The 23,725-nt window shown below is 72.4% G+C and carries 1 protein-coding gene (cut by a window edge); it reads right to left on the reverse strand.

The features are described from left to right. Positions 1-23,725 carry the 3' portion of a hypothetical protein gene (locus tag PBV52_RS46875; protein WP_274247873.1) on the reverse strand. 8,693 nt of this gene lie beyond the right edge of the window, so only the last 23,725 of its 32,418 coding nucleotides appear in the window; its start codon lies beyond the right edge, outside the window; its stop codon occupies positions 1-3.

A 23,725-nucleotide genomic window follows, 5' to 3' on the forward strand; every position in this document is an offset into this window, starting at 1 on the left:
TCATTCCTCGTCGGTATCGGTACGGCTGCCGGTATCGGCTGCGCGTCGGTCATCGTTGATCAGCGTGAGGAACCTTTCCGCACTGGCCTCGGCGGTCTCCGCGCCGTCGGACTGGTGCGCCACCGTGTCGGCCTCCTTCTCGGGCGCCGACTCAGGGGGCGGCGCCGGCGAAACGGGAGGTTCTGGTCGGCGGCTGTCCGACGCGGCATCACCGCTGATGCGGGTCAGAAACGCCTCGACCAGGGGGTCGACCGGGCGCTCGGCGTGGGAGGCAGGGTCGGAGTTGTCCGCCTGCTGGGGCTCCGGCTCGGTGACGAGGATGTCCCGCAGGGCGGGGGAGTCCTCGAGGTCGGTGGGGAGCATGAGGTACAGGCCGCCGGGGGCGTCGACGAGCAGGTTCCCGTGCGGGCCGGAGAGGACGAGTTCGACGTCCGCCTTGTAGTAGCGGAACTGTCGGGTGGAGGCCGTGTTGCGCTCCAGGATCTCCTCGGACTCCCCGGCCTGTTCCCCGGAGCCATGGCTTTCGTAGCGCAGCGGCAGCGAGTCCCGCAGCGAGTGGCCGTCGACCTCCCCGCCGACGGCCGGGCCGATGCCGGCGAACCACGCACTGGCCGCGCCGCTGACGTGCTCCTCGGTGTCCCGGCCCTGGTTGAAGTGGCGCGAGAGGATCTTCACTTCGGATCCGGGCAGCGCGGTGGCGCGGGTGATCCGCATGCCCACGGTCACCTTCTCGCCGCCGACCAGCACTTGGTACTTGTGCCGCAGCAGCTGCTCCAGGCTGAGCCGCATGTGCACCTCGTTGGTGAGGTGGTCGTACACCATGCCGAAGAGCGTGCTGCCGTCCGGCCGCCAGGACTCCGGCGTCGTCGGCTCGGGACGCGAGGTGGTCGGGGCCGCGGGCAGCACGGCCCAGCGGTTCACGGCGGTGGCGGCGGGGAGCGCCCAGGGATGCCCGTGCTCGGCCATCAGGTCCACCAGTGCGTCGTTCGACGGCCGTTCCCCGGACTCCCACCGCGCGACGGTGTTCTGGGCGGGGGGTGCGATCGGCTGTGGCGCCGGGCCCGGCTGGACGGTGTGCTTGGGGATGACGACCCGTACCCAGCCGTCGACGGAGCCCTCCTCGGGCCGTCGCGGGAAGCGGGCGACGAACGACGGGTGCTGCTGGACGCGTCCCGCCGCGTGACGGCGGTGGCCCATCAGGCTCGAAGTGGCCAGCGTGACGCCGTGGTAGGCGCGCACGGGTGCGTCGAGGATCTCGGGCAGCTGCTGAGTGATGGCCATCTCGACGTCGAACCGCTGGCGCAGCTGGAACTCGACCGACGGGTTGCTGGTCTGGCCCCAGTAGACGCCCACGCCTTGTGCGTGCTGCTCGTGTGCCGTGCTCGCCTCGCGGGACCAGCCGCCCACGACCTGGAGCCCGCCGGTGGTCGAGGTGCCGACCCTGCCGTGCACTTCGACGTGGCCCTCGAACTCGGTCGAGCGGGAGGTACTGGTCGTGTTCTCGGTGATCGCCTTGCCGCGCAGCAGCATCGTCATCTCGGACCGGTCGTGCTGCGACATCGGCTCCAGGGTCTCGGCGGTGACCTTGGTCCACAGGTAGCGGGTGGCACCGAAGGCCGACGGAATCGGCCACCACCGCTTGACCCCGGTCGTGTTGAGCAGGGTGAACTGGTCGAGCAGAGCCGCGGGCGAATAGGAAGCCTCGATCTCGCTCAGCAGCCGGCTCGGCAGGTGGCCGACGCCGTCGGGGCCGGGCCGCAGCAGACGCTGCTCGGTCAGCCACTGCTTCATCGTGTCCAGCACGCCGTCGGACTTGAGGACCTCCGGGTGGCTCCCTCCGGCCAGCAGGGCCGGGTCGAAGTGGTCGGTCGGCGGGTGCGGTTCGACGTGGCCCACGCCGTCCGGTACCGGCAGGCCCAGGTCGAAGATCCGGCGCTCGGGGACCACGAAGTCCAGGCCGTGCCTGACCTCCAGGGTCAGCTCGTCGCTGGTCGTGCCGGAGGTGCCGCGGGTCACGGCGTCGGTCAGATGGCGCCCCCGCCAACGGTCGAGAGTGATCTGGAACACCGCGTCGGCCCGGTAGGTGTGCTTGGGGCCGCCGTATGTGCCGCGCGTGATGCCTACCGGCCCGACGGCGGTGCTGTCGCCGGTCTCCCAGCCCCACTGGTACCCGACGCCGAGGGTGCCGCCGACCTGGGCGGTCAGGGCCTGGTGCTGTTCGCCCGAGGACTCTTCCCCGCCCGCCGCGGCGGACTCCTCGTCCTCATCCGCACCGTGGCCGAGGTGCACCACCGGACCCAGCCGGCCCGCCAGGCCCAGGGCACGCGTGCGGTCGTCGGCGTGCTCGTACTTGGCGGAGGCGCTGCTGTTCTGCCACAGCTTGAAGTCGGAGCCGTCGTGGGCCCGCACATGGTGCGGGTCGACGGCGACGATCCGCAGCCGCAGAGCCTGGTGCCACCCGTCGGGGCCGTCGGGCAGTTCCGTCAGCCGTCCCTGAGCGCTGGTCAACGACGGGAAGCGCGCCACCAGCTCATTCGGGGAGAACAGCTCCTTGATCTCCGCGGGCCAGTTCGCCGGGTCCGCCAGCCACGTGTCCGGATGGCCGTTGGCCTTCCGGTACATCTCCGCCGCCGCACGCACCACCTCGGGCGGGGCCGTCACCGACCGGAACACGGCGGTGGCGCCGTGGCCGGCGAAGTCCACCTGCCGGTCCACGGCCGGCAGCGCCGGAATCGGCCGCGTCACGTAGGCCTCGCGCAGCGCTTCCCGCGAGATCCTCTCCTCCGGAACGTGCAGGTGCGGCATGGCCACCTGGGCCACCACCTGGCCCGGCTTGTCGATCCACCACCTCCGCTCCGGGTGACCGCCCGTGCGCACGGACAGCTCGTAGATCACGTTGTAGACGTGCTCGTCGACCTTGCCGCTCATGTCCGCACGCTGGCCGGACGCCGCCCCACCGGAGAACGCGTGCTTGGTTCCGCCCCCGATCCCGCCGGTCACACCCGCCTGCCCGAGCTGCAGTCGCACCACCTCGGCCAGCTGGACCCGGCCGCGCGCACCGAGGAAGCCCCGCACGCTCCAGCTGTTCTTCCGCTCTCCCGTGACGGTGGCACCCTGATTGGTGCGGACGTTGAGCGACATCCGCCGCGCCTCGTCACCGGTGATGCCGCCGACGCGCTCCAGCAGCCGGGCCGCCATCGACACGTGGTACGTCCGGCCGCCCAGCCGCACCGAGTGCTCGATGCCCGACATCAGCTGCGCCAGGTCGGTCTCCAGGGACGCCCGCCCGAACGCGGTGAGCAGGTCCGCGTCCGCACCCGCCCAGTTCACCCGGGGGCGGCGCAGCTCGACGAAGGGCGGGTGGAGCGTCAACTTCGGTCGGCGACCGCTCAGCTGCTGGTGCGTCAGCTCGATGACGGTCCGGATCTGGTCGTGGACCAGTTCGGCGCCGGGCAGCCCGAAGAGGACGCCGAAGCCCGGGCCCTTGCGCGCCGCCAGGGCCAGCGGCTCGCGCGAGTGCGGCTCGGGCAGCTCCGCGTCCAGCCGCTCCGGGCGCCGGAACGCCGTCTCCGGCAGGCCTACGCCCAGCTCGGCGGCCTCGGCGAGCAGTGCCCGCACGTACGGGTGGGCCTCCACCGGCCCGTCCGGCTCCGGTTGCGGCTGCCGTAGCAGCGTGGCGTCCGGACCGAGCACGCGGTGCTCGAAGTCGGCGGCCTCATGGCTGGGGACGGCGAGTTCGGCCGGCACGGTCAGGGTGACCGGCTCGATCCGGTGGGTGGTGGAACGCACCTCGATGGTGACGTTCAGCGAGGCGCGGTAGCGCGCATGGTCCTCGGTGGTCTGGACGATGGTGTGGGTGTCGGTCGCCAGGGCCAGGCCGTGACCGGTGGCCCGGTTGATCCCGCCGGTGAGCGAGAAGAACTCCGCCGGCCCCGCGGTGACCCGCGCGCCCAGCGAGAAGCCGGTGCGTGCGCCTTCCTTCCGGTGCACGGCCAGCGTGTTCGCGGAGTCCTCACGTACGGGGACCTTGCTCGTGTCGCCCAGATAGCGCAGGCCCTCGACCGTCGCGTGGATCGCCACATGACCCTTGAAGGAGCTGCCGATGCCCAGGGAGCCGGACACCTGCCCCGTCACCAGCCCGTTGGTCAGCAGGTTCTTGCTCTGGTTGATGGCGGACCGCTCGTTCAACTGGGTGAGAGTCCGGTCCATCAGGGCTCGTACGACATCGGCGGACAGCCCCGCCGAGTGCAGCCGGCGCTCGAACTCGGCGGCGGACGGGATCAGATCGATCGCGTTGATGATGGTCCGGGCCCGCTGGTACCCGGTGTCCGAGGGTTCGCCGTCGCGCGACGGTTCGTGGGCGACGTGCCGCAGAGCACCCGGCACGGTCAGCGATTTGGGGAGCTGCACGGTGAGGCGGGCGGGCGTGACCACGTCATGGTGACGCTCCTCGCCGTCGACGAAGATCCGCAGCTTCAGGCCCGCGCCGAAGGGCGTGCTCTGCTGCATGAAGACCTTCCGGTCGAAGGCCACCGTGCGGTTGGTCTGCGTCTCGCCGGTGCGGTGTGCCTCCAAGGCGAGTACCGGCGCCGGTGTGACCGACGACGCGACCTTCGCGCCCGTGGAGATCGCCGTCAGCACGGACGTCCCGCCGCCCCAGCCGTGCTCCCACGCCGACTTGTGCGTGGTGGCCGACTTGTTCCAGTTGAGGACGTACTGCTCGACAGCGGGCGTGTTCGCCGGCAACGGCACGACATCGCGCAGCACCGGCCGCAGCCACACCACACGACCGCCCGCCGTGAGCCGCAGCCCGCGCTGGAGGGCCGCCTCCCAGAAGTCCAGCCGCCGCTCCTTGTCCTTGGCGTTGTCCTTGTCCCTGTCCGCGGCGGACGTGCCGGCGGTGTCCCGGCCGGCCGACAACGCCTCGGGTACGGTCCCGTCCCGGAGCAGGGTGCGCAGGCCTTCGCGGATGCCCGTCGCCAGCTCGGCACTGTCGCCGTCGCTGCGCACCGCGTAGGCGATGTTGTTGGCCCACTGCCGGATCAGCGCCTCGTCCCAGGGATCGACGGCGATGACGTTCAGCTCACCGTGCGCGTCCATGTCGTCCTGGCCCATGTACCAGGGGGCTTCGGCGTGCGGGGGCTGAGCTTCCGGCTCCGGCTGAGCTTGCGGCTGCGGCTCGAGAGGGGCCGTGGGGGTGTCCGGCTGCTGCTCGTGCGGTTGTGCGGTGTCGTGGGTGTCGGCGGCGTAGGCCGGTATTCGGGACTGCTCGTTCTCGGGTGGCTCTACGGTGATCTCGGACGCCGCCCGTGGCGACGAGTCCTCCGGCTCGCCGACAGCCTCGGTCTGCGTGCCGTCCGCGCTGAAGAAGTACGTCGCTCCGGTACGCCCGTTCCCGATGAGGAACTGACGGAGAGGGTCGCCTGCGCTCGCCTCGTTCTCGTCGCCCGCCCAGCCCACGGTGAGGTGCTCCGCGCCCTCGGGCACGTCCGCCCACTCGAACACGAACTCCCCGCCAGGGCCGTGGGTGACCAGCATCCGCCGTCCCACCAGCTCCTCGGTGACCTCGTGCAAGTAGACCTGGTGCGAAACCACTTGGCCTGAGCGCGCGAACGTGGTCTCCAGCCCCGTGGCCTCGTGGACCACCGGGCGCAGTCCGTTCGGGTGGGCGGGCAGCACCGTGAATCCGTTCACGGAACGCCCGGCCGCGTCCGTGACAGGCCCGGCCTCGTCCAGGGCGCGCCGGGCGTCCGTCCACAGCGCCTCATGGACCGATGCCCGCAGCTCGGCGAGCTCCTCCCGGTCAGCCACCGGGTCGAGTCCGGCACGCCGCAGGAAGTCCGTGGCATCGCCGGCGATCAACGACGTCAGCAACGGAGGCGTCGCATCGCGTGTGCCCGTCTGCCGCGCCTTGGGCAGCGTCTCGTCGAAGATCCGGGCCAGCTCGGGGTCGTACTCCAGGCCGATGGTGCCCAAGTGGTTCTGTGGCTCCACCCGGGGCGGACGCTTCGAGAACAGCCCCTCGTTCAGCCGGTGCAGCAACGTCCGCCAAGGCGCCTCACGGTGCGCGGGGACCGGTACCAGGACCCCGTCCGCGTCGAAGCGGAGCGCCTCGTCGGTCACCCGGTCGATGAGGACGTACGCGTCCGAGGTCGTCTCCAGGCCGTGGGACGCCACGACCCACGGGTCGTCGGCGACGAGTTCGGCGACCCAGCCCGACGGCGCGGTCTCGGAGACCGGGACCCGGAGCTTGCGGATCAGCGCACCCGCCAGGTGGTCGGGCAGCCCCGCGCCGGTCAGCGGCACCTCGACGTCGCGGGGTACGCCGGTTCCGTCGAAACGCCACCCCAGGTCGTCTCCGGGAGTGCTGACCCATACCTCGGTCAGCACTCCCGCCGCGTCGCGGACCTCGCCGATCTCGTACTGGCTCGTGCCCTCCGTGCCCACCACGGACAGCTCGGGACCGTCGGCACCGGCGGCGAACCGCACGAAGTCCTCCGTCCCCGCCAACCGCACGTCCAGCGCCTGCGGCACCCGGTCCGCACCGAACTGCCAGCGGGTCCCGTCCGCCGCGTCGGACGCGGTGTACCCGCCGTCCGCACGCGACGTCACCGTCCAGCCCGGCACCGCCTTCCCGCCCGCGTCCACGACCTCCGGAACCGTCGGCAGTCCCAGCAGCTCGTACCGGGCGATCACCTCCGGCGACGGCACCAGCAGCCGGAACTGGGGAGTCGCGGGCAGCTGTTCGGGGACGGTCGGCAGTCCCGGCTGCCATCGCGCCCGCCGCTCCCTGCCACGACTTGCCGTCTGCTCGGGCTCCTCGTCCAGCTCCTCCGGCTCCGCCGGGGCGTCGGCCGACGGTGTCTCCGCCACGTCCGATACGTCCGCCGTCTCCGCGGTATCCAGCGGTGCCTTTCCGCGGCCGGTGACCGTGCTGGCGGACGGCTGGCCGGTCTGGGGCAGGATCTGGCGGACCAGTGCGCCTCGGTTGTCGAAGTGCCACTCGGCGGTGGTGCCCTCGTTCGGGCCTGTCAGCGGGACGGTGACGGTGAGTCGGTCCGGGAAGCGGGCGATGCGTGCGCCCTCGACCGGGTCGCCCTGGCGGTCCAGGAGCTGAAGTGGGCCTTCGATACCGGCCGGTTGCCGCAGCCGTACCACGTGGTCGAGGCCCGGCAGCTCCAGTTCGCGGTACTCGAAGCGGTTGGCGGAGTCCAGGTACAGGTTGCCCTCGGGGCCCTGGATGACGAACCCGCCGTCCTCACGCGGCGACACCGTCCGGTCGGGCACGACCTCACCGGCGGTATCCACCAGCTCCAGGCGCGAGGACGCCGGGGACGTCTCGGTCGCCGGGGTGTCGGTCCGCCGCAGCCGGTACCCGGCAAGCGGCCCGGCGTCGCGCAGCGGCTCCTCCACCACCCGTGCCACCGGATCCGCGGCAGGTCGCGGCGGCTGCTCCGCAAGGTCGCTCTCGTGCTCCGCAGGCTCCTCGAACTCCTCGGGCACCGTGGGCAGTGACGTCCGGATGTCGTCGTCACCGGGCTCGCGCAGGCCCAGTCGGGCCAGTCCCTCCTGGTCGACCACCACCAGGATGGGCTCGTCCGGCTCGGTGGTGAGCGGCGTCTGCCACTCCGCGAGGGCGGGACGGCTTCGCGTAGGGATCTTCTTTTCGCGGTAGGCGGGCGTGACCGTCCACTTCGGAGTCAGCCGCACCAGGTAGTGGGGGCCTGCTTCGGCTTCCTCCGCCTGCTTCGGGACCTCGGGGGTCGTCTCCGCTGCGACGGACTTCGGTTCCCCGTACGTCAGCCAGGTGCTGTACGGATCGGCGAGCAGCACGTTGGGCCGGTTGGCCGCGGTCTGGTCCTCGACCTGGATCGTCGGCTGGCGGAAGTCGGCGATCCACTCCGGGCCCAGCTCACCCGCGCTCGTCCAGGTCGTCTCGGCCTTCGAGGTGTCGGTGGCGGTCCTGGTCAGGGAGCCGCCCTGGATCACCCGGACGACCTCCCGATCCACCACGTCGGCCTTGACCGTCACCTGTGCCAGAGCGTCCCCGGCGACGTCGATCACCTGGCCCCGCTCGGAGAGCGCCTCCGGCAGCCTCGACCGCAGCAGCTCGGAACCCGTCTGCGACAGCAGCTTGAAGCCCGCGCTCGGGCGCAGCACCGGCCGCCCGTCCCGGCCCTCGAAGGCCAGGTCGTTCAGCACTTCGTGGAGCTGCGGCGCGTCGAACGGACGTATCAGCGTCTTCGTGGGCAGGCCCACCGGCAGTCCGGCATCCTGCTGCCACTGCGACAGCGAACCCTGGACCGGCGCCCCGGTCGAGGGACCCGCCTCGTCCGCAGGGAGCACCTCCTCCGCGGGCACGGTGGAGCGAGCCGCACCGGGCAGCGTGAACTGCTCGGTCCACGAGCCGTCGTACGAGCGGCCGCCGGGCTTGGGCATCCAGTCCGGCAGATGCTTGCTGTAGGTGCCCGGACTCGCGTGCGGATGCACCTCCATCGTCACCCGCAGATCGTGGAGGAACTGCACACTCACCCCGGACTCGGAGCCGGTGAGCGAGTCGGTGTGCTCCTTCGACACCTCGTGCTTCGTGTTCCAGGAGTGGGAACCGCCGACTCCGGCCATGAACATCGCGCCCGGCTTGCCCGTCGCGCCCGGATTGGCGACGACGTACGCGCCCCACAGAGCGGACAAGCCGGACTGGGTCGTGTCGGCCGTGCGTTCGGTCGTGTCCAGGCCGCCGCGCGAGGTGTGGTGGGAGCGCGTGGCGTGGTACGTCCCCTCGCCCAGCTCTGCCTTCAGCACCACCAGCTGTTCCACCTTGCCGAAGGCCGTGTCGCCCTCCAGGAACACCGGCCGCCCGCCGTTCAGCATCTGCTCGATCGCCGTACCGGAGGTGGGCCCCGACAGCACCGGGCCCAGCACGTCGTGCACCAGCCGCTCGTTGATCCGGTCGAACCTCGTAGGCCGCCCGTTCGCCACGGACCACTCGTCCAGCCGGCGCGCGATCTGCTGGACCAGCTCGCCGCCGGCCTCCAGCCGGTACAGGTCGACGCTGCCGCTGCCCCGGCCCACGTTGGCGGGCGCCCGCACCGTCGGCACGTCCGGCGTCTCGGTCGGCGTCGGCGACTCCTGAGCCGGGGACTCCGCCACTGGGGACTCCGCCACCGGCGACTCCTCCACCGCCGTGTCCGGATCCTGCCGCGTCTCGGTGTCCACGTCGGCCTCGGCCTCGGCCACCGTCGCGCGGTACCGCTCAGCGTCGCGCGCCGCCAGCTTGGCGATGTCCGACTCGGTCAGTTCGCCGACTCGGTGGATCTCGTCGGCCGGCACCCACACGGTGACGGCGTCGGGCACCTGCACCCAGGACGACCGTTCCTGGGCCGGGTCGCGATGGAGCCGCTTCGCAAGGTCCTGCCAGGCCTGGTCCTTGGTGGTGCGCGCCTGGTAGGTCGCGTCGAAGCTCACCAGGTAGCCGCGCGCGACCCACTCGTCGGCGGACACGTCCTTCGCCGTACGCCCGGCGGACGTGCCCTGCGTCGCGACATAGCTCAGGGAGCCGCCGATCTCGCCGCCGACGTTGATGTGCGCGTCGGGGATCGGCGTCAGGATGCCGCCGCCGAGCTTGCCCTTGACGGCCCACCCCTGCTGGGCGTCCGTGGTTCGTTCGGCCTGTCCGTAGCGTGTGCCGCCGAAGCGGTGCTCCTCGTCGACCGCCACGATCCGCGGATCAGCGAGCCGGGCCGACAGGCCCACGCGCGCGAACAGTTCGCGGTTGCCCGCGAGTCCCGCCCGGTTGTGGCTCTTCAGGGGGACGGTGTCCGCGAGTCCCACCGCCTGCTCGAAACCGGCGATCCGGGCCGTCGGGCCGGTGAAGCTCTCCAGGACGTCCAGCGCGGCGTTGCGCTCGCTGATCTCGTCCGGCTTCCGCTCCAGCCAGTTCTTGCCCTGGTGCTGGTCGAACTCGGCCGGGGCGCTGCCCGTGAGCGGCCGGCGGTAGAACTCCCGCCAGCTCGTTCCGGGTGGTGCGGCCAGCATCTCGGCCATCGTGCTCTGCAGCCCCGGCACCGGCTTCAGCGAGTCCAGCTGGTAGTCGGCCGGCAGGCGTCCCGCGCGCTGGTCGGACTCCGGCGCGTTCCCTTCCCGCCACACCGGGGCGGACGTTTCGGCCGTATCCCGCGACGGCTCCGCCAGAGGCACCGCGGCACGCTCGGGCACCGCTACCTCGACCCGGCCGTGAATCCGGGGGGACCCGTCGCCCGCGGTGTCCCGCCACCGCTCGACGTCGCCCGGCATCGACCAGCGGCCGCCCACCCGGACCTCGAAGTCGACCGGGAAGTCGAAGCGGTGGACGCCCGTGCCGCCGCCCAGCGGCCGCTCGGAACCCAGCCGCTGTGTCACCTTGTGGGTGTCGACCCGGTTGGACTTGTACGCCAGCCCGGTCGCGGCGTACTCGGTCTCATCGCCGTCGTCGACGATGTACCCGGCTGCCGCCACGCCGACGGAGCTGTCCCTGCGCCTGGTGAGCGAGGTGCTCTGGGCGTGGCTCGCGGAGGTGGAACCGGTCAGCGTCACATCCGCCGTCCCGCCCGGCACGTATCGGCCGTCCGCGGGGCGCAGCACACCGCGGACGAACACATCCGGGGCGCCGCTGGACCACGCGCTCAACGGGAACCGCACCCCGTCCCCGCCGTTCGCCAGCTCCCGCGCGTGCTCCCGCAGGAAGGCGCGCAGCCTCGTCCTCGTCCTGTCCAGCCGGGCGGCGTCCAGCAGACCCTCCGCGTGGAGACGGTGCAGCACCCGGCCGGCGATGTCCTCCACCGTCTCGTCCGCGAGCCGGTACACGGAGTCCAGCCGGTCCGCCACCGTGAACCGGCTCACCCCCGCCGGCTCCTCGACGGCAGCCCGCGGCGTGGCGGACTCCTCCGTCTCGGCCGGATCATCGGTGGACACCGCGTCCTGGGCGTCGTCCGTCGGTGCCACCGCGTCGCGCTCGCGCGTCCACAGCGTCGCCACACCGCCGTCGACCCGCTGCGCCTGGCCGTCCGGGCCGCCCACCCGGACGACGAGGCTGAACTCCGCCCGGCGCTTGTGGACCGGCCCGCTGTACTTCTCCGCCTCGGTGCGCTCGCGCTTGTCGGTGACGTCGGTGGTGTTCTTGGTCAGTCCGTAGCCCAGGACGACCGGGCCGACAGTGCCGGTCGCGTGGGTCGTGTTGCCCACGCCCACCGTGACGCCGGCACCCCAGCGCTGGGTCACGCCCTGCCCCGAGGTGTTCTCCTCGCTGATCTCATGGGTGCGGGTGACGGTGCCCTCCGCGTCCGGGAGGTCCTGTACGACGACGTCCTTGGCGATGGCCAGCATGACCTGGGTCCGCCCCCAACGGCCCTTGAACGGGAAGGACTTGCGGACGGGCTCACCGCGGAACAGCTCCTTCGCGTGCTCGGGCAGCCGCTCCAGCCAGGTGCGCAGGTCCCGCGCCACGGGGTCGTTCACGTCGAACTCACGGCCCAGCGCCTTCTCCACCTCGCGGACGACACCGGAGTCGACGCTAGTGAACTCGGCGTGCACCACTTCCTCGGTGTGCAGCCGCTCGATGCCCTGAGGGCCGTCGCTCCGCGTGGCGGTGTCCTCGGCCGGCTTGGGCCAGGTGAGCTGCACCGGTACGTGGACGATGTCCTCCTGGACCCTGGCCTTGCTCCAGGGCCAGCGGCCGGGCTTGCGCACCGAGACGCGGTACGTCACGTCGTGCCCGGCCTTCGTGACCGGCACCCCGGTCTCGACGACCTTCGTCTTCATACTGCGCTTGGTCTTCGCGGACTGCTTCGAGTCCCGCGCGTTGAAGATCCCGGCGATCTTTGCGTGGACCTGGACCCACGGCATGGGGATGCGGCCCGCCGCCGGTTCGAGGGACGGCGGCTGGCGGGTTGCCGACGAACTGTGGTCCTCCACCGCCTGAGTCCGGTCGAAGGTGAAGTCGTCGGTGCCGTGCGTCACGCCGTGCGGTGTGCCGAGGCCCACGGCCTCCACGACCACCTGTGGCCCGCCTTTCGCCCGGCCACTGAAGTCGACGATGTGACCGCCGTCCAGGGCGCGGTGGAAGTTCGCCTTGAGCTGCTCGTCCGAGAAGGCGTTGTCGATCAGCGCGTACGTACCGTGCTCGGCGGCGGCCTGCCCGACCATCCGGACGATCGCCGTGCGCAACTCGAAGCCGTCGACCTCACCGGTCATCCTGGGCTGCTCGGTCCGCGCCCGGCGTACCAACTCGGCAGGGTCGAGCGGGGTGTCGCTGTGGCCGAGCACGTCCTCCAGGTCGGCTGCGGCGAACAGTTCGTTCAGCGTCGGTCGGCCGGCTTCGGCCGTGGGCTGCTCCGCGGGCTCGGGGACGGCGTTGGGAACGGACGCCTGGGTGGCGGACTCGGGCAGTTGGTCGTCGGCCTGGTTGTCGGCAGACTCGTCCGCAGCCCGTTCTGCCGCCCGTTGCGCCGTCTCCACGGCGTCCAGCGGTGCCTTTCCGCGGCCGGTGACCGTGCTGGCGGACGGCTGGCCGGTCTGGGGCAGGATCTGGCGGACCAGTGCGCCTCGGTTGTCGAAGTGCCACTCGGCAGTGGTGCCCTGGTTCGGGCCCGTCAGGGGGACGGTGACGGTGAGGCGGTCGGGGAAGCGGGCGATGCGTCCGCCTTCGACGGGGTCGCCGTGAAGGTCGAGGAGCTGAAGCGGACCCTCGATGCCCGTCGGCATCGACAGCCGTACCACGTGGTCGAGGCCCGGCAGCTCCAGTTCGCGGTACTCGAAGCGGTTGGCGGAGTCCAGGTACAGGTTGCCCTCAGGGGCCTGGATGACGAACCCGCCGCCCTCACGCGGCAGCACCGTCCGGTCCGGCACGACCTCGCCCGCAGCGTCCACCAGTTCCAGGCGCGAGGACGCCGGGGACGTCTCGGTCGCCGGGGTGTCGGTCCGCCGCAGCCGGTACCCGGCAAGCGGTCCGGCGTCACGCAGCGGCTCCTCCACCACCCGCACCCGCGTCGCCGGATCGGCGGCGGCGAGCGCCTCGCGCGCGTCGTCCACCGGGTCGTAGGCCTCTTCGGCATCGTCCTCCGTGTGGGGCGATTCGTCCTCGTGTTCCGCGACCGGAGTCGCGGTCGCGGTCGCGTGCCCGGCCTCGGACTGCACGGACTCCGGCTGCCGCGCGCCGAGCCGTTCGAACAGCACCCGGGGCGCCACGCCGTCCTGCCCCGGGAGCACCACCCGCACGCCGCCCTCGGTGGTCTCCAACAGCGCGTGGTCGAACCGGCCGCCGGTGAAGGCGACCGTCCTGCCGTCGTCGCCGACACGGAGGGCGATTCCGGAGCGGTGGTCGAACTTCCAGTAGCTGCCGGGGAGTTCGCCCTGGGCATCCGGCGCGGAGACGATCTCCTCCAGGTGGCGCCCAGTCCCGGCGTCGACCACGAGCCGCTCCAGCGGCGCGGCGCCGGCCCTGGTGGGCACCAGGGCCACCCGCTCGCCGCCCAGGTCCTCCACCCGGTACAGCGCCGACAGCTCGCCCGCCGCGTCCAGCAGCTGCGGCTTCTCGCCCGGCCGGAACATGTCGAACCGCAGAGACCCGAGCCCGTCCCCGAGCGGCAGGTCCTTGGCGATCACCCTGCCGTCGGCGAGGTAGTGCAGCCACCGGCCGCTGTCCTTCTCCAGGACGCTGAACTCCGCCTGCCGGCCCTCCCGCAGGTCATCGGGGGCCTGACGGATCTCGAACCGATCCGTCGCCGTGTCGTCGCCGAGGAGGCGGTTGCGCGTGGCGGTCCGGCCGTCCTCCTGCCGGACGTGCTCGACGGCCACCTTCAGCCCGCGCAACTCCCTGGATCCGAAGCCCGGGACGGCCTCGTGGTACGCGACCTCGTGCTGCTCACCACGGAACCGTGTCACCAGGCCCGTGGGCCGGTGCACGACCTGATGGCCGCCGCCGTCCATCGCCGTGATCGTGAAGTCCGGGTTCGAGCGGCTGCGTCGCCGGGCGCCCAAGTGGTCGGTGAGGGCCTGACGCGCGTCGTCCACCGGGTCGTAGGCCGCGACTCCCGGGCCGCGCACCAACTCGTCCGGGAAGAGACCGTCCGGCGTGATGTGGTCGCGCAGCTCCTGCTCGGTCAGCGGGGCCAGGTGACGGTACCGCTCCCAGTTGTCCTGGTACCGGAAGCCGAGCTCGCGGTCACCCCCTCGGCGCGCCCACTTGTCCGCCCCCATGAGGATCTCGTGCAGCGTGTGGTGACCGGCCGAGAGCATGTCGCCGACGATGGCGAGCCGAATCCAACGCAGGTCCAGGTCCGCGCCCCAGACACGGTTGGCCGCATCGGCCTCCTTCAGGAAGATCTGGGTCGTACCGGAGACCCCGGTGGCGATGAGTCCACCGCTGCGCTGGGCCACCGCGTGCAGCCCCTCCCCGAACACCTTGTCGTCGAACGGCGCCCGCTCGCCGTCCTCGCCCAGCGGCAGGAACCGTATGCCGGTCTTCTCGGCGCCGCTCTTCCACGACGTCCCGCCGCTCGACCAGGCGTCTTCCAGTTCGCTCAGCGGGACGGTCTCCCGGTACGCGGTGTGGGCCGGATCGGGCACCGTGGGGTTCTTGTCCTCCCAAAGCGCCTCGGCTTCCTTCCCGCCCCGGATGTCCTCGAAGTCGATGCCGAGGCTGTGCGGGATGGCGCCGTTGTAGCTGCCGTTCATCAGGAAGCCCATGTGCTCACGGACATTGCCGTGCAGCACGACCTGCTCCGCTAGTTCCGCACCCGGGCCCACGGCACCGACCGATGTCCGGCGGTTGGTGGCGAACTGGAACCGCTCTGCGGGATCCGCGTGCTCCCAGGCCAGACGGACGAACTCCGCGACCTGCTTCCGCGCTTCGGGGTGCCGCACCAGATAGTCGCCCAGCCTGCGTTCGAAGCGCTCGGCCTCCCGCTGGTAGGCCAGTCGCTCCCGGTCGGCCCGGTTCGGCGGGACGTGCGCGACCGCCTCGTCGCCGGCCTGCGCGCCGACGTGCTCGGAGTGCAGCCAGGCGACAGAACCGTCGCCGGTACCGGGCCGCTCGAACAGGACCACGGGTGCCTCACCGTCGGCACCCGGCCGCACCACGCGCAGCCTGCCGTCGTCGGAGACCTCCAGCAGGCCGTGGTCGAGTGCACCGCCGACAGGGCTTCCGTCCTCGCCCAGGCGCACGGCCGTCCCCGAGAGGTAGTCGAACTCCCAGGCCCGGTAGCCGAGGAGTTCGCCGCGCTCGCGCGGCGCCGCGACGGTCTCGTCCAGCACGCGCTGACTTTGAGTGTCGACCGTGAGCCGGGCCTCCTCACGCCCCGACTGATCCGCGCGGATCAGCGCCATCCGGCCGTCGTCCAGGGTCTCGGTGCTCAGCCGCAGGTCCAGCGGCCCTTGCGAACCGAAGAGGCTCACCTGCCCGTTCTCACCGAGCCTCGCGAACAGCGGCTCCGCTTCGTTCGGCACGCGCTCGTCGGCCGCCCCCAGCCGCAGAGGCATGTCGCGCGCCACCAGCCGGGCACCGCGGCTGTAGTGATGGCGTATGCCCGTGCGGGAGTCGGAGACGGTGACAGCGGCCTCCGCGTCACCTTCCATGTCCGCGGGCACCGGCCCGACGGTGAACCGCTCCAGCGCGGCGGGGGAGCCGTCCAGTTCGGGCCGGTTCGATGAGGTGCTGCCCACGACGAGCCGCAGATCGCCGATCTCGCCAGTGTCCCCGATGCCCGCCAGCGGCAGGCTCTCCCGGACCGGCTTGCCGTTCGGCTGGAATGTGTACAGCGCCGTCGCGTCACTCCGCGATCCGGGCACGGCGATTTCGACGGTCACGCTGAGCTCCCGTCGGATCGTCACCGGCAGGTCGATCCGCTCACCGCTGTCCTGGTCCACCAGGCGCAGCGCCTCCGGCTCGCCCAGGGGCGCGTCGATCCGCACCATCCGGTCGCCGTCCGGGAGACCGAGCGGGAAGCCGAACGATCCGGGGCCGACAGGCAGTCCGCGGCCTGTCGTCGCGACGTCTCCCAGCGGAGCGCGTTCGAAGAGGAGGGCCTGGTCCGGTCCGCCCAGCAGCCTGAGGCCGCCCTCCCGGTCCGTGACCACCGAAACGTTCGAGGAGCCGTCCTCGGTGACCGGATGCCCCGTCCGGTCCCGGCGCACGGCCGAGGCGCGCTGGTGGTCGATCTCCCAGAAGCCGGTGATCGTCCCGCGTTTGCCGCGGATCGCGACGGTCTCCCTCAGCAGCTCGCCGGTGAGCCCGTCGACTTCCAGGCGCTCGGCCGAGTCGGCCGGTGCACCGGAACGCACCAGGCCCACCCTGCCGCCGTCCAGATGAGTCGCGCTCCAGTTCTGCGACGGTGAACCGTACTCGTCCCGCACCTCGGGGGTATCGCCGGGGCGCGTCGCGTCGTGGACAAGACGGCCCAGTCCGCCCTCCACACTGATCTGGCGATCCATCACGACAGCGGTGTGGTCGAGCGTGTAGCGGTGGCCGTACGCATCGTCGACGATCTCCAGCCAGCCCTCCGGGAGCCCGCTCTCCTGGTGCTCTCGGGCGAAGAACCGGGCGTTCGCCCCTTCTCCGGGCTCGCCTGCCAGGTCGTTGCGCAGTGATTCCTCGCCGTCCTCGTCCAACTCCCGTTGCACGACGACCTTCAGGGCGGCCATCTCCGGCGGCGCGTCCACCAGCCGGAACTCGCGCGACGTCCATTCGAGCCTGCCGTCGACCAGGTCGAACGTGGTGCGCAGCCCCGCATGCACCGCGGCGACGCCGCCGCCCTCCAGCGCGGAGACGGTGACGCCGTCGACATCCGTCCCCCGCGACTCCTCGGGCGTGTCGAGCCACTTCCGCGCCGCGTCGGCCGCGTCCTGGAGCAGTTGGTCGTAGACGGCATCCCGCTGTTCGAGCGCCCTGTCCTGATCACCGGAATCCACGTCGGCCCCGCCCGACCGCGTGTCCACGACCAGTCGTTCGGCCGCGTCGAGGGTCTCGCCGGCCCGGTCGAAGTCCGCTTCAGCCGTTTCCTCGTGCGCCGTTTCCTCGTGCGGCGGCAGTACGACCTCGACCGCTTCCTCGGACGGCACATCGGTCACCAACTCCCGCCCGGCGTCCGGCTGTTCGGTCGGCGTCAGCCACTCACTCAGGTCCGCGTCCGACGGGAGCATGAGGTACAGGCCGTCGGGGACGGTCACCCGCAGCTGTCCGTCGCGTCCGGTCAGGACCAGGCCGACCGTGGCCTTGTAGTAGTGATACGGCTGCTTCGCCCGCTCCCGGTTGGTCTCGTCGACGTCCTCGGCCTCACCCGAAGCCTCCTGGCTGCGGTTCCATCCGTAGGTGTACGGGGCACGGTTGATGAACCGGGGGCCCTCCTCCGGGTCCTTGCCGCCTTCCAGACCGGCCCCGAAGAACCACCCGGAGGACTCCTTGACGGGATCCTTCTCCGCCTCGTGACTCTGCACGTAGTGACGGGCCTTGAAGACGGCGGGGTCGACCGGGCCGATGCGCGCGACGCCTCGCACGTCCATGCCGACGGTGACGCCGTGCTTGCCCACCCGCATCACGTACTCGTGCTTCAGCAGCTTCTCGAAGCTCGCCCGCAGCATGTTCTCGCCCGTGTAATGGGCGTACACCGCGCCGGCCGCGATCTGCGGCCCGGGGACGTTCCAGGTCGCCGGGGCCAGGCCCGCCAGGTTCTCGCGCTGCACCCGCGAGGGGGCCGCGGCCAGCGCCGCCCACTGGTGCACCGCCGCGTGCGCGGGCAGCGCCCACGGGTGGCCGTCCTCCAGCAGCCGGTCCAGCAGGGGCGTGGGCGTCGTACTGGCGGACGGCTGCTGATCGCCGACGGCCGGCACCCACTCCGGGTCGGTGCCATGGGCGCGGGCCGGCGCGGGCGGCAGCTCGCCGGGGGTGACCAGGTGGCCCGGGACCAGCAGGCGCACCTCGCCGGACACGGTGCCGGCACCGGCATCGGCGTTCTCCGGCTCCGGGAAGCTCTTGACGAACGTCTGCTGTGCCTGCCACCACGCGGAAGCGTCCTGGTGGTGCCCGGTCCAGCCGGCCACCGTCAGCGCGGTGCCGCGCACCAGGCCGAGGGGAGCGCGCAGTACGTCGGGCAGCTCGTGCGCGAGACCCATCCGTACGTGGAACGTCAGCTCGTGGGCGAACTCGACGGAGCCCTCCCGGGTCTGCGCCCGGTAGATCTCCATCTCCTTCTCGGACTTCTCGTGGCCGACCTCGGTCGCCCGGTGGTAGCCGGCCTCGATCTCCGGGCCGACATGGATCCCCTCGCCGAACAGGGCACGCCCCACGAAGGCGGCCTGCCAGCCGAAGGACGTCGACGTCGACGTGCCGGTGGCCCGCACCGCCTGGTTGCGCAGCGTCAGCCGTACGTCCGGCCGGTCGAGCTGTTCCCGTGGCCGTCCCGCCTCGGCGGTGGCGTGCACCCACAAGTAGCGGGCGCCGAAGGCGGACGGGACGGCGAGCCAGCGCGACACGCCGCCACCCGTCAGCAACGCGTACTGGCTGAGCAGGGCCTCGGAGGAGAAGGACTTCTCCAGTTCGCGCAACAGCAGGTTCGGGCGGTACCCGTCGCCGCGGTCCCGTATCAGGCCCTGCTCGCCGAGCCACCCCTTCATCAGGTCCAGCACACCGTCGGCACGCAGCACCTCGGCGTGGGCCACTCCCGGCAGGAGTACGGGGTCCACGTGGCCCGTAGGCTCCTGCGGCGCTCCCACGGTCAGGTCCGCCGGCTCCGGCAGGCCCAGATCCGCGATCCGCCGCTCGGGTACCAGGAACTCCATTCCGTCCGCGACGTGGACGACCTGCGTCGTGCTGGACATGTGGCGGCCGGCGCCGGTCACCCGGTCTACCAGGCCGGGGCTCTTCCACCGGAACACGGTGAGCTCGAACACCGGGTCCGCGCGGTAGGTGTGGGTGGTACCGCCGTAGGTGGCACGGGTGATGCCCACCGGGCCCGCGCTCGTGCTCCGCTCACTGCCGCGCCCCCACTCCCAGCCCGCCTTGGCGGTGGTCGTGACCTTGGCGTGCCCCCACGTCGCTTCCTTGTCACCGGCCTCGAGACGCAGGCCGGCACCGGCGTTCAGGCCGACCGAGCGCTCCTGTCCGCTGCCGCTCTCGTGCTGTGCCTGCCCCTGCGAGTACTGCTCGATCTCCACGTCATCGCCCTGCTCGGCATGGGCGGTGAGGTGCCTGGGCTCGGCGACGACCATCCGGACGCGGAGCATGTGGTGCCAGCCGCCGGCGGTGCTGGGCAGGTCGACCCGCAGGCCGCTCGGTCCGACCAGGTCCGCGAGGTGGGCCGCCAGTTCCGTGGACGAGAAGGTCCGGTGCAGCTCCGCGGGCCAGTTCCCCCAGTCCTCCAGCCAGCTCTCGGGCAGCCCGTCGGCCCGCTGGAACAGCCGTGCCGCGGCGAGCGGCAGGTCGCGGGGGGTGAGGAAGGCCGGGAAGACGCCGGCGACGTTGCCGGGGCGGAAGCCGGTCGTCGGCTGCGGCAACGCGTCCAGCTCTCGTACCTGACCGACCGCGCGCACGGTGTCCGCGGTGACCGGCTGGGCCGGGACGTGCTGGTGCGGCACGACGATCCGCGCCACCACGTCGCCGGGCCGGTCGATCCACCACCGCTGCGGCGAGTGGCCGGCCGAGCGCACCGACAGCTCGTAGACGACGTTGTAGTGGTGCTCGTCGACGGAGCCGACGGTCTCCGTACGCCGGTACGACTTGGCGCCACCGGCGAACTGGCTGCTCCGGCTGGACCCACCGCCGATCGAGAAGCCGAAGTTGCCCAGTTGCAGGCGAAGGGTCTTCTTCAGCTGCACGGACACCCGGCCGCCCAGCTGGAAGTCGACGCTCCAGGAGGTCGCCCGGCTGCCCGTCGTCGCGGCGCTCTCCAGTGCCCGGGCGTTGACGATCATCGGGTAGGCGTCCACGTCGGTCCGGCCGTGGATCCGCTCCAGCAGCCGCGCTCCCACCGACACGGTGTACGTACGGCCGCCCAGGGTGATGTCGTGCGTCACGCCCGCCAGCAGCCGCGGCAGGTCGCCCTCCAACGCCGGGCGGTCGAACCACGCGACCAGTTCGTCCTGCGCCTTCGACCAGTCGGGCGAACGGCCGCCCGTCAGCTGCCGGTGCAGCGTCGCCAGGGCGGTGCGGACCTGGGGGAGCACCAGCTCCGAGCCGGGCAGGGCGATGGCCATGCCGAAGCCCTGACCGAGCCGGGACGCCAGTGCGAGCGGCTCGCGCGGATGCGGCGGCGGCGCGTTGTCCCGCCAGGTGTCCAGCCTGGCCGGCCTCTGATACGCGGACTCCGGCAGCCCGACACCGTGGTCCGCGGCCAGGACCAGCAGCCGCACCACGTTCGGCTGCGCGTCGACGGGACCGTCCAGGGCGGGCGCCTGCGTTCGCAGCGGCGGTGCGTCCTCGCCCAGCAGCCGCTGCTCGAAGTCGGCGGCCTCCCGGCCGGGGACGCCGAGCTCCGCGTCGACGACGTGCTCCACGGGGGCGATGCGGCGGCTGCCGGACTCGACCTCCGCCTCCACCGTCACCCGCAGCCCTGCCCGGTAACGGGCCTGCTCGCTGGTCGCGTTCAGGACGGTGTGGCTCATCGCCACCTCGGCCAGACCGTGCCCGGCGTCGCGGCTTCGGTCGTACGTCAGCGCGGCGGAGGGCATGAAACGGACCTCGCCCTTGGTCCCGCCGCCGCTGGCCACGCCGAGCGACAACCGCCCCTTGTCCATCCGCGAACGGGCGGTGGTGATGCCGATACCGGAGTCCTCGCGCACCGCGACCCCGGGGGCGTCACCGAGGTACTGCAGGTCGTGGATCCGCGCCCGGATGCTGAAGCGGCCACGGAACCGGGCCCCGCCCGCGCGGACGTCCACCCGGCTGGTCAGTACGCCGTTGCCGAGCAGGTACCTGCTGCGGTTGCGGGCCGACTTCTCGTTGAGGCGGGACAGCACCGTCTCCGCGATCTGCCGCACCGCCTCGGCGGGCAACCCCGCGGAGCGCAGGTTGCGTTGCAGCCGGGCCGCCACCGGCTCCAGGTCGATGGCGTTGAGCACCTCGCGGGCGTGGTGCGGGTGGGACACACCGGTGCCCTGCCGGGTGGGCTCGTCCGCCGTCTCCGGGCGCGGCCCGCCCGGCCGGGTGAAGTCCGAGGGCAGGTCCACCGTCACCGCGGCCGGCACGACCAGCGACTCGTCCCCGGAGAGGTACGGGCGCCGCTCGCCGTCCACGTAGACGCGCAGATGCGCCCCGCCGGCCAGGAACCGGAGCATGTCCCGCACGAAGACCTTGCGGCCCGCCACCACGCTGCGTTCGAGTTCCGTGGCCTGCTGGCGGCTCCACTGGCCGCCGACCAGCGGGATCGCGGGCAGCAGGGAGCCGGCGCCCTGGGCGAGCGACAGGGCCGTGAGCGGGACGACGTCGGCGCCGTGCGGCCGTTCGACCGCGGTCTTGGTCGTCGCCGACTGCCCGGCGAACGACACCTTGTACTCGCGCACCGCCGTATCCGCCCCGGGATCAGCCGGTGCGGGCGTGAGCTGCTTCAACACCGGCCGCACCCACACCAGTTGATCCCCGGCCGCCACCAGCAGGCCCTGCTGCAGCGCCCGGTCCCAGACGGCGGCGGGGGTGGCGGAGTGCGCGCCCTCGCTGGCCAGCAGCTTGCGTATCGCGTCGTGGATGCCGTCGATCAGCTCGGTACTGTCCCCGGGCCGCGTCACCTCATAGGTGATCCGCTCCGCCCACTGCCGCGCCGTGTCCTCGTCGAACGCCTGGGCGTCATGGACGGTCACCTCACCCAAAGCGCCCCGCTCCACGTACCACGGCACTTCGGCGGCGGGCGCGTCTTGCGCGGCTTCCTGCGGGTCGGCCGGGCGGTTCGCCGAGGTGGAGGCGACCGCGGGTGTGGGGGCGAGCGCCTCCTCGGACGCGGGCGCCTGCCGCGCCGTGTCGGTCTCCGCGGGCTCGCGGTCTGTGACTTGCTCCGTGGTGCGGGTTCGTTTGGGCCGGTGGATGGCGTCCGGGGCGAGGTCTTCGTCCGTGCGGCCGCGCTTGCGCGCAGGGGCTTCGACCGGGGCGACGGTCTCCGCCGTGCCGGCCGCCGGCTGCGGCGTCGCCCTCTCCTCGGGCTCGCGGTCCGGGATTTCCTCCGTGGTGTGGGTTCGTTTGGGCCGGCGGATGTCGTCCGGGGCGAGGTCCTCGTCCGTGCGGGCGCGCTTGCGGGCACCGACCCCGCCCGGTGCGAGGGGCTCCGCCGTCGTATCGCCCTCGGTACGCACGTCCTCCGCATCGCGTACGTCCCCCGATGTACGCGTCGCCTCGGTCGCGCTCGGCTCTTCCGCGGCCCGGACCTGCTCAGCGGCGGCGGAAGGGTGCCCGGAGTCGCGTACCTCCTCGGCCGTACCCGGCTGTGCCGCCTCCCGCCGGGGCGAGGTCGCGAGGAGGTCGGCCAGCGTCGGGCTCGGGTGGCTGATGCTGATGACCGCACGGCGGAGGGCGGCCGGGCCGTCGGCGGGGCTCGTGCCGAGCGGGTACTCGCGGCCGCGTGACGTGACGACGACGGGGAAGTCGGCGGCGTGCAGCTCGGGCGGTGCTCCCGCCGCCCGCAGGTGCTCGCGCAGGCGCTCGGCGAAGGCCGCGGCCACCGCCTCCGCGCGCTGCTCGCCCCGCCGGATGGCCCGACCGTAGTGGGGCCGTCCGAGCGCGGTGCCGTTGCCGTGACCGCTGATGGACACGACGGGCAGCGCTCGTCCCCGCTCGAAGGCCGCCACACCCTCCTGCGCCGTGATCGCGGCCAGTGCGTCGACGGCTCGCCGGGCGTCGGCGGACAGTTGGTGCGAGCCGCCCTCGAAGCGGATGTGCCGGGTGACCGGCTGCGGGGTCCGTATCTGCCGGGCCGCGCGGTCGAAGTGGTACGCCACCTCGGTGTCCGGATCGGTCACCCGGAAGCCACCGGGCACCACCTCGGCGTGCGACCCCGCCACGGCGTCGCCCTGCGGTAGGAGCCGGGCCGCGCGCAGGGCGCCGTCCGGTGCGAACCGGAGCCGTACGCGCTGACCGGCGAGCGCATTGCCCCGGTACGTGGTCAGCGGCCGTTCCATCGACTCCAGCACCCGGTCGGCGTCGTAGTGCCAGGTCACCGGGCCGTCGGCCAGGCCGTCGGCGTGCACCACCAGCCCGCCGTCCGCCGTCTGCTCGACCCGCAGGTCGATGCCGGACACCGTGGACAGCAGCCGTCCCGACTCCGCGTCGACCCGGATGACGTGGTCGGTGCCGGGCAGCGCGATGTCCTCGTGCTCGGCGACGGGTTCCAGTCGAGAAACGGCACCGCGCGTGATCGTCGGCGCGTCGGGTGCCGCCGTGGCCGGTACCGCTTGACGTGCGTCGGTCCCGGCGGTCGCGGGCCCGGAGGCCTGTGCGACCGGTGCGGACGCGACGGGGCGGTCTGCCAGCTCCGAGCGGCTGGAGACGGGATCGAGGGCACCGGTCTCCCGCGTCAGGGGCGACCGGATCCGGTCGAGCTGGTCGAGGACCCGCGCCAGCTCCGCACCCGGCTGTCGTGCGCCCAGCGCCTGGGTGATCCGGCCGTGCATGTCGGTGGCGAAGCCGCGGTATTCGTCGTTTCGGGCCGGGAGGGTGGTGCTGTCGCCGATCTTGAACTGGTAGTCGTCGAGTATCTCCCCGCGCCTCTTGCGCAGT

Source organism: Streptomyces sp. T12 (assembly GCF_028736035.1).
Taxonomy (GTDB): domain Bacteria; phylum Actinomycetota; class Actinomycetes; order Streptomycetales; family Streptomycetaceae; genus Streptomyces.